Origin of the sequence: Aurantiacibacter sp. D1-12, from assembly GCF_028858515.1 — a bacterium.
GTDB lineage: Bacteria > Pseudomonadota > Alphaproteobacteria > Sphingomonadales > Sphingomonadaceae > Alteraurantiacibacter.
This window is the reverse complement of record NZ_JAPJZJ010000005.1, coordinates 64,218-78,456: the sequence shown is the minus strand read 5'-3', so window position 1 is coordinate 78,456 and position 14,239 is coordinate 64,218. Positions and strand designations below refer to the sequence as shown.

Annotated in this window: 10 protein-coding genes; 8 read left to right on the top strand and 2 right to left on the bottom strand. The window is 59.8% G+C overall.

The features are described 5' to 3' along the window. Positions 1-46: 46 nt before the first annotated feature. Complete coding sequence (locus OOZ52_RS11390) at positions 47-1,462, bottom strand: glutamate ligase domain-containing protein (RefSeq protein ID WP_274698649.1); 1,416 nt, start codon at positions 1,460-1,462, stop codon at positions 47-49. A 57-nt stretch (positions 1,463-1,519) separates the two neighbouring features. Between OOZ52_RS11390 and OOZ52_RS11385 the strand changes: the two genes are divergently transcribed. From OOZ52_RS11385 to OOZ52_RS11365, 5 genes are all read left to right on the top strand, one after another. After that, positions 1,520-2,332, top strand: a complete 813-nt coding sequence (locus tag OOZ52_RS11385) for an LD-carboxypeptidase (RefSeq protein WP_274698648.1) — start codon at positions 1,520-1,522, stop codon at positions 2,330-2,332. Between the two features lie 55 nt (positions 2,333-2,387). Then, a complete protein-coding gene (gene fabD / locus OOZ52_RS11380; protein ID WP_274698647.1) occupies positions 2,388-3,320 on the top strand; it encodes an ACP S-malonyltransferase in 933 nt (310 codons plus the stop codon). Between the two features lie 2 nt (positions 3,321-3,322). After that, positions 3,323-4,087 (top strand): 3-oxoacyl-[acyl-carrier-protein] reductase, encoded by a 765-nt coding sequence (gene fabG, locus OOZ52_RS11375; RefSeq protein ID WP_274698646.1) that lies wholly within the window; start codon positions 3,323-3,325, stop codon positions 4,085-4,087. A gap of 146 nt (positions 4,088-4,233) precedes the next feature. Next, positions 4,234-5,361 (top strand): DNA polymerase III subunit beta, encoded by a 1,128-nt coding sequence (gene dnaN / locus OOZ52_RS11370; protein WP_274698645.1) that lies wholly within the window; start codon positions 4,234-4,236, stop codon positions 5,359-5,361. Further along, on the top strand, positions 5,361-5,759 hold the full coding sequence (locus tag OOZ52_RS11365; RefSeq protein WP_274698644.1) for a hypothetical protein: 399 nt from the start codon (positions 5,361-5,363) through the stop codon (positions 5,757-5,759). The genes dnaN and OOZ52_RS11365 overlap by 1 nt, the downstream gene beginning before the upstream one ends. Positions 5,760-5,771: 12 nt before the next feature. Here OOZ52_RS11365 and OOZ52_RS11360 read toward each other — a convergent pair whose 3' ends face one another. Further along, positions 5,772-7,088, bottom strand: a complete 1,317-nt coding sequence (locus OOZ52_RS11360) for an FAD-dependent oxidoreductase (RefSeq protein ID WP_274698768.1) — start codon at positions 7,086-7,088, stop codon at positions 5,772-5,774. Positions 7,089-7,533: 445 nt separating this feature from the next. Here OOZ52_RS11360 and OOZ52_RS11355 point away from each other — a divergent pair, with 445 nt between their 5' ends. From OOZ52_RS11355 to lepA, 3 genes are all read left to right on the top strand, one after another. Further along, complete coding sequence (locus OOZ52_RS11355) at positions 7,534-9,978, top strand: EAL domain-containing protein (protein WP_274698643.1); 2,445 nt, start codon at positions 7,534-7,536, stop codon at positions 9,976-9,978. Positions 9,979-10,079: 101 nt separating this feature from the next. Beyond that, positions 10,080-12,320: a putative bifunctional diguanylate cyclase/phosphodiesterase gene (locus OOZ52_RS11350; protein WP_274698642.1), complete on the top strand. Its 2,241-nt coding sequence runs from the start codon at positions 10,080-10,082 to the stop codon at positions 12,318-12,320. Positions 12,321-12,390: 70 nt separating this feature from the next. Continuing rightward, positions 12,391-14,208, top strand: a complete 1,818-nt coding sequence (lepA, locus tag OOZ52_RS11345) for a translation elongation factor 4 (protein WP_274698641.1) — start codon at positions 12,391-12,393, stop codon at positions 14,206-14,208. Positions 14,209-14,239 lie beyond the last annotated feature (31 nt).

Here is a 14,239-nt window from a genome sequence, read left to right as displayed (position 1 = left end):
CCGCTTTAACCCTCGAAGTGTTGCGAAAGGCTTATTTTTGAGGTGCTCACAGCCGTGCCAGCAGGTCTTCGGCGAATTCGGTCAGCGTGTCATCACGCGCGCCCATCACGACCACGCGGTCGCCGGCTTTGGCGTTCTGCACGATGAAATCGCCGCAGCCTTCGCGGGTGTTGATGTGGAGTGCTTTGCCGCCCGCAGCGTGGATCATGTCGATGATCCGCTCGCTGCCGACGCTGCGATCCACGGTGCCGCCGAAGTAGACCGGGTCGCATAGCAGGGTAAGATCGGTGTCATCCAATTCCTCGGCAAAGGTCTCGGCCAATTCATGCCCCATCTGGCGTAGCGGGCCGTAGCCGTGCGGCTGGAAGAAGGCGATCACGCGGCCTTCATGGCTCTTGAGGGTCTTGAGCGTCGCACGGGCTTTCTCGGGGTTGTGCCCGAAATCGTCGATCACGGTGATCCCGCTCGCGCTGGTGCCGACAATATCGAAGCGGCGGGCGAGGCCTTTAAAGTCCGCCAGTGCAGCCACGGCATCCGCTACCGGCACACCTGCGGCATTGGCAGCGGCAATCGCGGCGAGGGCGTTCGACAGGTTGTGCCGTCCAGGCATGGCGAGGCGCAGCGCGTGCTCGCTGCCATCGCGGCGGTCCACCACCAGCGCAGCCTGTTTGGTCGGCCCGTCGGCAATACTGCCCTCGGCAATGCCCAAGGCGGCGCAGGAATTGTCGATGCCAAAGGTGAGGGGCTCATTCGCATGGGCGACCAGCCGAAACGCCTCGACATCGTCCGCATTCACGACGCCGCGATCCGCCGCGCTCAGGAAATTACCAAACAATTCGCGCAGTTCTTCCATACTCTTGTGGTCGAGACTCACATTGAGCAGTAGTGCGACAGATGGGTGGTAGAGCGCGATCGAGCCGTCGCTTTCGTCGACCTCGCTCACGAAAGTGCCTCCATCACCCACCACCGCGCTGGCATAGGGGCGTTCCTTGGAAACGAAGTTCTTCATCACCGCACCGTTCATGATCGTCGGTGCATTGCCAGTCGCCTCCATGATCCAGCCGAGCATCGCGGTGGTGGTCGACTTGCCGCTTGTCCCGCCAACAGCCAACGATTGCGGGGCATCGTTGAACAGCCGCGCGAGCAGTTCTGCACGGGTGAGCCGTTCGCAGCCCAATTCTTTCGACTTGGCGATTTCTGGAACAGTGTCCTCGATCGCCGCGGAGGCAATAAGCACCTGCTCGCCGGAGGTGATTCCGCTGCCATCCTGAGGGAAGAGCGTGAAGCCTTGCGCCTCGAGCGCCGCGAACTTCTCGGGCGTGCGGCCTTGGTCAAAGCTGCGGTCAGACCCGGCCACTTCGCCGCCCAGACCCTTCACGATCTGTGCGAGCGGCAGCATGCCCGATCCGCCGATGCCACAGAAGAAATAGGGTTGGGCGGTCACGCTTGAAGTATCATTCATGGGGATGTGACTATGCGCACGCTGGCGCTTTGTGAAGCGGATGTTAGAGGGAAATGGATGACAACATGCATTACCTGTCTCTGTCCCGGAAAGCCGATCCTGCGTGAACGGGCCGATGCGGTGCTGGCACTGGTTGCGACGGAGTTTCCGAAGGTCGAGCTGACCTTCCACCAACAATGCTTCCTCGAGCATGGACATTTCGCCGGAGACGACGCGACACGCCTCGACGCACTGGTTACAACTGCCAATGATCCTGAGGTGGATGCGGTGTGGTTTGCGATGGGCGGATACGGCTCAAACCGCATTGCCGCCGATGCGATTGCCGCGATGGGAGACACCGCGCGGGGCAAGACCTATCTCGGCTATTCGGACGCTGGAACGCTGCTGGGTGCGCTCTATCGCAACCAGATTGGCAAGCCTGTCCACGGCCCGCTGGCAGGCGATATCAAACGCGAAGATGGTGATGACGCAGTGCGCCGCGTGCTGCGCTACCTTTCGGGTCAGGAGGTTGCGCTAGAGGCGGGCCTCGATGACCGTCCGACAGTCGCGTTCAACCTGATGACACTCGCGATGCTGGTGGGCACCGACATGATGCCCGATCTCACCGATCACGTTGTCCTGGTCGAGGAAGTGGCAGAGCATCTCTATGCTGTCGACCGGCTGTTCTTCCACGTCACCGCGCATCTAGAAGGCGTCGCCGGACTGCGGCTGGGCCGGGTCTCCGCTGTGCCGGAGAATGATCGCCCCTTCGGCATGGACGAAGAGCAAATCGCCCGTTTCTGGTGCGACAAGACTGACATCCCCTACCTTGGCCGCGCCGACATCGGGCACGATGCGCAGAATGCGATTGTCCCCTTCGGTTCACGCTAGGACGGTTGCGAGGACGCTTCAGCGCGCCTAATCCGCGCCCATCAAGGAGATTCACATGATTGCTTTCGTTTTTCCCGGACAGGGCAGCCAGAAGGTCGGCATGGGCGTAGAACTGGCAGAGGCCAGCTCCGCCGCGCGCGAAGTGTTCGAAGAAGTCGATGACGCGCTTAACCAGAAGTTGTTCCAGCTGATGAGCGAAGGTCCGGAAAGCGAGCTGACGCTCACTGCCAACGCGCAGCCAGCGATTATGGCCAATGCCCTCGCCGTTGCTCGCGTGCTCGAAGCCGGCGGCGTAAGCCTCGCCGAAAAGGGCGAGGCGGTTGCAGGTCACTCGCTCGGTGAATACTCGGCGCTGGCAGCAGTTGGTGCATTCTCGCTCGCCGATACCGCAAGGCTGCTGCGCATTCGTGGCAATGCCATGCAAGAGGCTGTGCCAATTGGCGTGGGCGGCATGTGCGCGTTGCTGGGTGCCGATCTGGAGAAGGCACAGGCTTTGGCAGACGCGGCGGCGCAGGGTGATGTTTGCGAAGTCGCCAACGATAATGACCCTGGACAGGTCGTGCTGTCGGGCCACCTTTCAGCTATCGACCGCGCAGTCGAGCTTGCGAAAGAGCACGGAATCAAGCGCGCAATCAAATTGCCGGTGTCAGCACCATTCCACTGCTCGCTGATGGAGCCGGCAGCGCAGCGCATGGACGTGGCGCTGAACGAGACGCAGCCTCAGACTTTTCGCTTGCCGGTCTATGCCAATGTCACCGCCGCACCTGTCACCGACGCTGCGACCGAGCGTGACCTGCTGGTTCAGCAAATCACCGGCCGCGTCCGCTGGCGCGAAAGCGTTGCCGCGATGCATGCGGCGGGCATCACCCACTTTATCGAGCTGGGCGGCAAAGTGCTCGGCCCGATGATCAAGAAGATTGCCCCCGATGCTACGATCACGAGCGTTATCTCGATGGACGACATCGAAACGCTGTCCAAGGAGATTTGACCATGTTCTCACTCGAAGGAATGAACGCCCTTGTTACCGGTGCCAGCGGCGGGATCGGGTCTTCGATTGCCCGCGCGCTTGCTTCGCAGGGCGCACGGCTGGCCTTGTCCGGTTCGAACGGTGACAAGCTGCGGGCGTTTCGTGAAGAGCTGAACAGCGAATTTGCGCACCACGATCATGACGGGCATGTCGAGGTGACCTGCAACCTGTCCGACACGCAGCAGGTCGAGGAACTGGTGCCTGCAGCGGTCGATACGCTCGGTGGGATCGACATCCTCATCAATAACGCGGGCATCACGCGCGATAACCTCGCGATGCGCATGAAGGACGAGGAATGGGAGCAGGTGATCAGCATCAACCTGGAAGCCGCTTTCCGCCTGATGCGCGCCAGCGTGCGTCCGATGATGAAGGCGCGCTTTGGCCGCATCGTGAATATCACCAGCGTAGTGGGCGCGACGGGTAATCCGGGTCAGATGAATTACACGGCGGCGAAAGCGGGCTTGGTCGGCATGTCCAAAAGCCTCGCACAGGAAGTCGCCAGCCGCGGTATCACCGTCAATTGCGTCGCGCCCGGTTTCATCCGCACCGCGATGACCGACGCGCTTGATGACAAGCAGAAGGACGCGATCAACGGCCGCATCCCCATGGGCCGCATGGGCGAGGGTGACGATATTGGCGCCGCGGTCGCGTTCCTTTCAAGCAAGGAAGCAGGCTATGTCACCGGCCAGACCATTCACGTGAATGGCGGCATGGCGATGATTTCTTAGTTTTCCCCAAGGAATCGCCCTCATGGCGGTGGTTCGCTTGCCCGTATCCGCGCCTCCGCTAAGGATAGTGGAGCAATTTACCGGCGCTGGTGAGCGATTCCGGGTTTCCCGGCATACCGCAGCGCCCGACAAGGGAATGATTGTCCATGAAGGTCACCATTGAACGCGCAGAGCTGCTTCGCTCTCTGTCCCACGTGCAGAGCGTGGTGGAACGTCGCAACACGATCCCCATCCTCTCCAACGTCCTGATTGAGGCCGAGGCAGGTGGACATGTGCGGATCATGGCGACCGACCTAGACCTGCAGGTGGTCGACAATCTGCAGGCCAATGCAGTCGAGAGCGAAGGCTCGATCACGGTCTCGGCACACCTGCTGTTCGATATCGCGCGCAAGTTGCCCGATGGCAGCGAAGTCAGCCTGGAGACGGGTGATAACCGCATGACGATCAAGGCAGGGCGCAGCCGCTTCTCGCTGCCGACGCTGCCGCGCGATGACTTCCCGGTGATTGTCGAAGGCGACCTGCCGACCAGTTTCGAGCTTCCCGCCACCACCCTGGCGGAAATGATCGACCGCACGCGTTTCGCGATCTCGACAGAGGAAACGCGTTACTATCTCAATGGCATCTTCTTCCACGTGGCGGATGACGATGGCGGCGTGCTGAAAGCTGCTGCCACTGACGGCCACCGGCTCGCTCGCTTCACGCTGGCCCGCCCGGCCGGTGCAGAGGGCATGCCCGATGTGATCGTGCCGCGCAAAGCGATTGCAGAGCTGCGCAAGCTTCTGGAAGAGGCGAGCGAAGGCAATGTGCAGATTGATCTCAGTCCGTCGAAGATCCGCTTCGCCATCGGCGGCGAGGGCGGTGTTGTCCTCACCAGCAAGCTGATCGACGGTACTTTCCCCGATTACAGCCGCGTAATCCCGACGGGGAATGACAAGCTGCTGAAAGTCGATCCGAAGAGCCTGTTTGCCGGTGTCGATCGTGTAGCCACCATCGCGACGGAGAAGACCCGCGCGGTGAAGATGGGGCTGGAAACCGACAAGGTGACGCTGACCGTGACTTCGCCCGATAACGGGAACGCCGTGGAAGAGGTCAGCTCCAGTTATGGTTCGGACTCGCTAGAAATCGGCTTTAACGCGGGCTACCTCAAAGATGTGCTGGCGCAGCTTGGCAGTGATACGGTGGAACTGCATTTCGCTGACGCCGGTGCGCCAACGCTGATCCGTGAAGACGAAAAGAGCCCCGCGCTCTACGTTCTCATGCCGATGCGGGTGTGATGATGCGCAAAGCGCTTGCTTCGCTAGTTGCTGCAACAGCAATGGCGGTTACAACGCCGGTCCTTGCGCAGGATCGCTCGATCGAAGCCAGCGCGACAGAAGACTTCCAGTGCGCTGTGTGGGTTTCGATCATCGCGTCCACGCCGCTTGCACAGGACCCGGAAGTGCAAACCGGCTTCAACGTCGCGCTTGGCTTTTTTGTGGGCCGATATGAAGGCCTTACAGGGCGCGGGATTGATGAAGACTGGAATGGGCAGGCAGCCGAAGAGGTCGTTCTCAACCTGGAGCGGTTCGCGACGATTTGCGGCAACCGGATGGATTCGTTCGGCGGTCGTCTGCAACGTCTCGGCGCGGAAATGATCGAGTACAGTGAGCGCGGTGCCGGCAGCAGGAAGTAAGGCTACCTCCGGCTAGTTCACCGCTCTGATCATCGCTTCAATGTCGACGAATTTTTCGCGCGGGGCGCCTTCACGAGCAGCGGCTTCCTCTGCCTCTTCGATTTTTTTCCAGTCCTGGAAAGTAACCACATCGAGGCCGCTTTCTGCAGCGAGTGCATCAAATCCGGCACGGCCTTTTTTGCCGCTGCGGCCAAGCGTGCCGCTTTCGATATCTTCTGCGATATGGCCGACTATGGCCACTCCGTCAGGCTTGTTCGTCCCGATCGTTCCGGATGGACCGCGCCGCGCCCAGCCGACGCAATAGAGGCCACGCAGGATGCGCCCTTCATCATTGGCAAAGCGCCCGGCCCGTTCGTCAAACGGGATCCCGGGAATGGGCGCAGTGCGATAGCCGATGCAACTGACCACCATGTTGGCAGGCAGTGTGGTTGTTTTACCGGTACCAACGGCACGGCCTTTTTGCAGTTCGGTTTCCTCGATCTCGATCGATGAAACCTTCCCGTCTCCGTGTAAGGCATTGGGTTGGCTGAAGAAAGCAAACTCGATCGCCACAGGTTTTTCTGCACGGATGTGTTCGGGCGTGGCAGCATATTCGCGAAGAAGAGTGACCGATTTGCGCAGACCCGGCTCCAGGAGGGCATCATCACCTTCTTCCGGCAGGTCATCGGCATCGACATGCGGCGCGGCGCGATCCAGCTGACCGAGTTCGCCGAGCTCCTTGGGCGTCATCATGATCTGGTGCGGACCGCGGCGACCAAGGATGACGATCCGTTCGATATTGCTCGCTTTTAGCGCATCCCATGCGTGGCCGACGATATCGCTGCCTTCAAGTTCGGCAGGCGTCTTGGCGAGCATCCGGGCAACATCCAGCGCAACATTGCCCATCCCGATAACCACCGCGGTATCGCCGGAGAGATCGGGATTAAGGTCGGCGAATTCAGGATGCCCGTTGTACCAGCCGACAAAGGCCGCGCTGCCGATCACATTGTCCAGATCTTCTCCCGGAAGACCGAGCGCCCGATCCTTGGGAGCACCTGTTGCCAGGACCACGGCGTCGTAGAGTTCCTGCAACTGTGCAACCGACACATCGCGCCCGACAGCTACGTTGCCGACAAAGCGGACATTTTCCGTCAGTGCTGTCTTTTCATAGCGACGAGAAACACCTTTGATCGACTGGTGATCAGGAGCCACGCCTGTGCGGATCAGGCCATAGGGGACGGGCAGCATATCGAACACGTCCACACGGACGTTATCTCCAAATGTCTTTTGCGCTGCTTCGGCGGTGTAATATCCCGCCGGTCCCGAACCGATAATAGCAATATGCCGCATGGTCTCTCCCACCAGCTGTGGCATGGTCGAAAGCTTGCTGGATATTAACCTTTTTGAGAGGCGCGGCAATACACGGTGGACAGCTATACCCTGTTACGACCACGCAAGAATATTTCGCCTGCAGTTAACCGTTCTTCAAACGGAAAATGGCATGGCTTTGCCTATGACACGTGCGACCCGCCAAGCCGCGAAGGCCAGCGCACCGTCTCCCACGTCCGCGCGTGGGGGAGGGGATGCTGCTACGCGCCAAGTGCCGCGTGAGGTTGCACGGCCCGATCTTGCAAAAGAACGGCGCAAGGGCCCACGCAGAACGCCCCATGTCGATCGTGCTGTGAACGCACCTACGCAGGAAAATAAACCGGCCCTCCTCTTTCCGAGGAGCTGGAACTACCTCATCCTGAGCATGGTAGCAGCGGTTGCCGTTTGTGCTGCATTCGCAGTTGCAATGCCGAGTATGTCCACATGGGCCTTGCTCGGGTTCTCCCTGTTGATGGCGATGCAACTGCACCGCGTTTACGATCACGTTGCGGAACGAGGTGTCGTGGCGCAGGGCGTTGGTCTTGCTATCGGCGTGATGCTTCCGCTCTTCGCGCTTGGACTCGGAATTTCCAATTGGGCAAGCAACGGCGGGATAAGCTGGGACGTGGCGCTTGCGGGAATCCTCAGCCTAAGCGCGATTGCCACCGCCTACATGCGCCGCCAGCCAATAGCGATTTTTGCAGCACAGTTCGCGATCTGGTCTGCAACAGTGTTCGCATTGGGTGCGCTAGTTGGCGTCATCGGTCTCCTCGTCGCGTCTGCCATTGCAGTACTTGTCAGCCGCGAACAACTGATCGAGCAGCGCGAGGAGCGCGAACGGCTGGAGGCGCAGGACCGCGTCCAGACGCGTGCACGGGACATTCTTTCGGACTATGAAGAAACCGGGCAGGGCTGGTTCTGGGAAACCGACCGGCGCTCACTCCTCACCTATGTTTCCCCTCCGGTCGCCAAGGCGCTCCGCCGCAACCCGGAACGGTTGATCGGTCAGCCACTGACCTGTCTTTTTGACCTGAACGATACCGGCGATGAAGGTGAACGCACGCTGATGTTCCACCTTTCTGCGCGTTCTGCTTTCGCAGAGCTACCGGTACGCGCCGCGATCAACAATGAGGAACGCTGGTGGTCGGTTTCGGGTCGTCCGATCTTCGATCAGTTTGAAAACTTCGTCGGTTTTCGCGGATCGGGTACCGATTTGACCGAACGGAAACGGAGCCAGGAACAGGCGACCCGGCTGGCACGGTATGACGCTCTTACGGGCCTCGCTAACCGTCTGCAGATGTCGCAGGCGCTCGAGAAGATCTTGACCTCCTATTCCGAGGCCAGCCGTAACTGCGCCATTCTGCTTCTCGACCTCGACCGCTTCAAGCAGGTCAACGATACGATGGGGCACCCGGCTGGTGATGCCTTGCTCAAGCAGGTTGCCCAACGTCTGGAGCGTGCGGTTGGCAAGCTTGGTCAAGTTGGGCGTCTGGGAGGAGACGAATTCAAGGTCATCGTTCCCGCCAAGGTTGCCGAAAGCGACTTGGCTGGCCTCGGGCGCGAGATCATTCATTCGCTGTCCCAACCGTATTCGATTGATGGCCAGCGTGTCGTGATTGGCGCATCTGTCGGTATCGCCATTGCGCCAGATCATGGCCGCAGTTCCGAAGAGCTGATCCGCAATGCCGACCTTGCCCTTTACGCCGCAAAAGATGGCGGCCGGGGCCGATATCACTTCTACTCCGAAGACTTGCATGCCGAGGCTGAAGCGAAGGCGAAGTTGGAGGAGGACCTGCGTGACGCCGTGGCCAACGGCGAGTTGGAGCTACACTACCAGCCGGTTGTCGCCATGGCGACGAACAAGATTTCGGGCTTTGAGGCTCTGCTGCGTTGGCAACATCCGGTCAAAGGCTGGATCTCGCCAGAACGCTTTGTCGGCATTGCCGAGGACAGCGGGCTCATCCAGCAGATCGGCGAATGGGCCCTGCGTCAGGCGTGCCGCGATCTTGCACAATGGCCGGAAGAAGTGCGTGTGGCGGTGAACGTGTCACCCGTTCAGTTTTCGAACCCGCAGCTGCCGACAATCGTTGCCAATGCCATCGCCGCTGCCGGGGTGCGTTCATCGCGCCTAGAGCTGGAAATCACCGAGAGCGTTTTCCTGGGTGATGATGAAGGCACCGATGCCATGTTCGCCAACCTCAAGGCGATTGGTGTGCGCTTGGCGCTCGATGACTTCGGGACCGGCTATTCGTCGCTCGGCTATCTGAAGAAGGCTCCGTTCGACAAGATCAAGATCGATCAGAGCTTTGTGCGCGGAATGACGGAGAAGGGGAGCCGTAACGCGGCCATCATCTCGTCGATCACTTCGCTTGCCCAATCACTGGGCATGGATACGACGGCAGAGGGTGTTGAGACGCATGATGAGCTGGAGCTGATCCGTGCGCATGGTTGCAGCCATGTTCAGGGCTTTATCTACGATCGTGCCCTGACCTTCGATGTCGCCACGAGCAGGCTTGCCGGCGATCTGACTGCCATCGCCAAGGGTCCCAAATGCTCGCGCTCGCCGCGTCAGAAAATGCTGCGCAAGGTCGTTCTCGATCACGGTGGTCACATCTATAACGGGACGGTCCGCAACCTCTCGGTAACGGGAGCCATGATCGAAGGGCTCTGGAATGTTCCCGTGGGCACCGAGTTCCAGCTGCAGCTTGCGCAGGATTTTACCGTCGGCATCAGGGTGATCTGGGCACTTGATGATCGTATGGGTGTGGAGTTCGCCAATCCGTTGCAGAAGGACAAGGATGGCAACATCACGGCACTTCAAGGGGCGCCTCCGAAACAGCTGGAACCGGAAGAACTCAAGAAGGCAAGTTAGACGAGCTTAGCGCTTTAGTAAGTTTAAATGGCCTATGGTGGAACGCGTAGCGGGTGGGAACTCGTTGATTGACCAAGGCAATGTAAAGGGAGCCAGAGCACATGGGTGTTCGAGGCATGTTCAAGAATCTGGGCGGCCAGGGTGCCGAACCGATTAGCGTGCCCGACGCGGAAGCAGCTGCTCGCAAGATATCCAAGGTTGACGCCAAAGAACGGCTCGAGATGCTCGATGCGTTCGAAGCTGCCGGGATTGCCTGGCTTTGGGCAACCGATCCTGAAGGCAATCTAATTTATCTTTCCGATTCTGCTGTCGAGACTTTCGACGACAAGCGACCGGTAATTGGCGAGCCGCTGGGCAAGCTGATCGAGACGGTTTGCGAGACAGAAAGCGAAGGCCGTACCCGCCCTCTATCGTTCTTGCTGAGCTCGCGGACCAGCTTTGTCGAACAGCCGGTCCGTGTCATCGAACCTCAAGAGGGGCGCGCGTCCGAAGATAGCGAAACCTGGTGGGCCTTGACCGGCAAACCGCAATACGATGCCAAAGAGAACTTCCTCGGCTATCGTGGCTCTGCGAAAGATATAACCGCAGTCTATCAGGACCAGCGCGATTCCTCGCGCATGGCAGAGTATGACTCGCTCACCGGATTGGCAAACCGTCACCGGATGACCCGCAGGCTCACCGCAATTCTTAATGCCTACAAGGTTGAAAAGCGTAGCTGCGCATTGCTGATGCTCGATCTCGACCGGTTCAAGCAGGTCAACGATACATTGGGCCACCCGGCCGGTGACGAACTGCTTCGCCAGGTGTCGCAGCGCTTGCAACGCATCGTGCCAGAAGGATCGGAAATCGGACGCCTGGGCGGTGACGAGTTTCAGATCATGATTCCCGACATGGATGATCGCGGTGACCTGGGGGAACTCTCAAACCGCATTATCTCGATGATCTCGCAGCCTTATTCGATTGAGGGAAGCCGCGCGATTATCGGCACCTCCATCGGTGTAGCTATCGCGCCGTACGACGGGATTGAGCCTAACGAACTGATTAAGGCGACCGACCTTGCGCTTTATGCCGCCAAAGGTGGCGGTCGTGGCCAGTTTCGTTTCTATTCCAATGACCTCAAGGAAACTGCGGAAGATCGCCGCGAGATCGAAGAGGATCTGCGAGACGCGCTGGTGCGCGGCGAGCTGGAAATGCACTACCAGCCCGTTGTCGACGCCAAAACGCATATTGTGCGTGGGTTCGAAGCGCTCATGCGGTGGGAACACCCCGTGCACGGCGCGGTTAGCCCCGGCATATTCATCCCGATCGCGGAAGACAGCAACCTTATCGACGAGCTGGGCGCATGGGCGTTGCGACAAGCTTGCGAAGACGCCGGGAGCTGGCCCAGTGACCTGACAGTTTCGGTCAATGTGTCCGCGCAGCAGTTTGTCAGCGACAACCTGCCTTCCGTTGTCCAAAGCGCCTTGCAGACTTCGGGGCTCAACCCGGATCAGCTCGAGCTGGAGATCACCGAAAGTGTTTTCATGGGTGATGTCGAAGCGACGGATGCCATGTTCAAGACGCTGAGCAAGCTTGGAGTGAAGCTGGCGCTTGATGACTTTGGTACGGGCTATTCTTCGCTGGCCTATCTCCGGCGCGCTCCGTTCGACAAGATCAAGATTGACCAAAGCTTTGTGCGTGGTTGCACTGAAGACGACAATTCCAACGCTGCCATCATTACAGCGATCGTCAGCCTAGCGCGGGCGATGGACATGGTGACAACCGCGGAAGGCGTCGAAGCTCTCGATGAGCTCGACAAGATTGCTGCGCTCGACGCCGACATGGTTCAGGGCTTCATCTTCTCACGAGCCGTGCCGCAGGCCGATGTGCTCGCCAAGCTTGAGGCGGGTGAGCTAAAATACGAGCCTATCGGACCTGCCAAAAGCCGGGCGGATCGCCGCACGTTGTTCCGCCGGATCAGCGTAATTCATGAAAATCATCACTATACCGTGATGCTGCGTGATCTTTCGCGGACCGGGGCACGCATTGAAGGGCTTGTGGATGTGCCTGTCGGTACGCAGCTGGTGCTCGATCTGGGCGAGGGGCAACTTGTGGTCTGCACGGTGATGCGCTCGCAGGATGCGACACAGGGACTTTCATTCGAGACGTCATTGGTTACCGATGGCGCAGGCGGCCTTTGCACACGTCACCGCGTCTCACCGTATATGCTCGCGTCTGCCGGCATGCCGTTGCAGGCTCTGCCGCCGGGCAATTACAAGATGCCGACACGCGATTCCGGGCCCGACAGCACGCCGCGTTTCATGCAAGTTGACGTGAGCGCCGGTTCCTCTCGGGCCAGATAATTGCAGCTGTACACTTTGGTGCCTTTCAATCCTGCTGACAGGGGCACAAGAGCGCGCTAATGGGCGCTGCATGACTGACCTGTCCCTCATTCGCAATTTCTCGATTATTGCGCACATTGACCACGGAAAAAGCACTCTTGCGGATCGCCTGATCCAGCATTGCGGCGGCCTGACCGAGCGCGAAATGTCCGAGCAAGTCCTTGATAATATGGACATTGAGCGTGAGCGCGGCATCACCATCAAGGCGCAGACGGTGCGCCTCAATTACACCGCGAAGGACGGGCAGACCTATGAGCTCAACCTCATGGACACTCCCGGCCATGTCGACTTCGCCTACGAGGTCTCGCGCAGCCTCGCCGCGTGCGAAGGCGCGCTGCTGGTGGTGGACGCGGCGCAGGGTGTCGAGGCGCAAACACTCGCCAACGTCTACCAGTCGATCGAGCACGATCACGAAATCGTCCCCGTCATCAACAAGATCGATCTCCCCGCTGCAGAGCCCGAACGCGTCAAAGAGGAAATCGAGGAAGTCATCGGCCTCGACGCCAGCGAAGCCGTCCTCACCTCCGCCAAGTCCGGCATCGGGATCGAGGACGTGCTCGAAGCCGTCGTCGCCAAAATCCCCGCACCCGGCGGAGACCGCGACGCCCCGCTCAAGGCCATGCTGGTGGACAGCTGGTACGATCCCTACCTCGGCGTCGTCATCCTCGTGCGTGTGATGGACGGCGTCATCAAGAAGGGCCTGGACGTCAAATTCATGCAGGGCGGCACCCAGCACCTGATCGACCGCGTCGGCTGCTTCAGCCCCAAACGCACCGATCTGCCCGAAATCGGCCCCGGCGAAATCGGCTTTATCACCGCGCAGATCAAAGAGGTCGAACAGGCCCGCGTGGGTGACACGATCACCACGGTGAAGGGCGGAGCGCCCGAGGCGCTCAAAGGCTACAAGGAAGTCCAGCCCGTGGTGTTCTGCGGCCTCTTCCCGGTCGATGCGGCGGACTTTGAAAAGCTGCGTGAGAGCATCGGCAAGCTGCGCCTCAACGATGCGAGCTTCAGCTACGAAATGGAATCCTCCGCCGCGCTGGGCTTCGGTTTCCGCGCCGGCTTCCTCGGCCTGCTGCACCTTGAGATCATCCAGGAACGCCTCAGCCGCGAATACGATCTCGATCTGATTACCACCGCACCTTCAGTGGTTTACCGCGTGCACCTCGCAAAGACCAAGAACGAGGGCGAAGAAACGCGCGACATCCACAATCCCGCCGACTGGCCGGACGTCAACCGCATCGAGATGATCGAGGAACCGTGGATCAAGGCGACGATCTACACCCCCGACGAATACCTCGGCGCGATCCTCAAACTGTGTCAGGACCGGCGCGGCGTGCAGACGAACCTCACCTATGTCGGCGGCCGCGCGCAGGTGAGCTATGAGCTGCCGCTGAACGAGGTGGTGTTCGACTTCTACGACCGCCTGAAAAGCATCAGCCGCGGCTATGCCTCCTTCGATTACGAGCAGATTGGCCTGCGCGAAGGCGACCTCGTGAAAATGAACATCCTGGTGAACGCCGAACCGGTCGACGCGCTATCGCTGATCGTCCACCGCAGCGTGGCCGAAGAACGCGGCCGCGGCATGTGCGAACGCCTGAAAGACCTCATCCCCCGCCACCTCTTCAAGATCCCCATCCAGGCCGCGATCGGCGGGAAAATTATTGCGAGGGAGACGATTGCCGCCCTGCGCAAAGACGTGACCGCCAAATGCTACGGCGGCGATATCTCGCGCAAGAAGAAGCTGTTGGAAAAACAGAAGAAGGGGAAGGCAAGGATGCGGGAATATGGGAATGTGTCTATCCCGCAGGAGGCGTTCATTGCTGCTCTTCGGATGGGGGAGGAGTGAGTCTCTCAGTCTGAAGATGAGGGAACGCCCG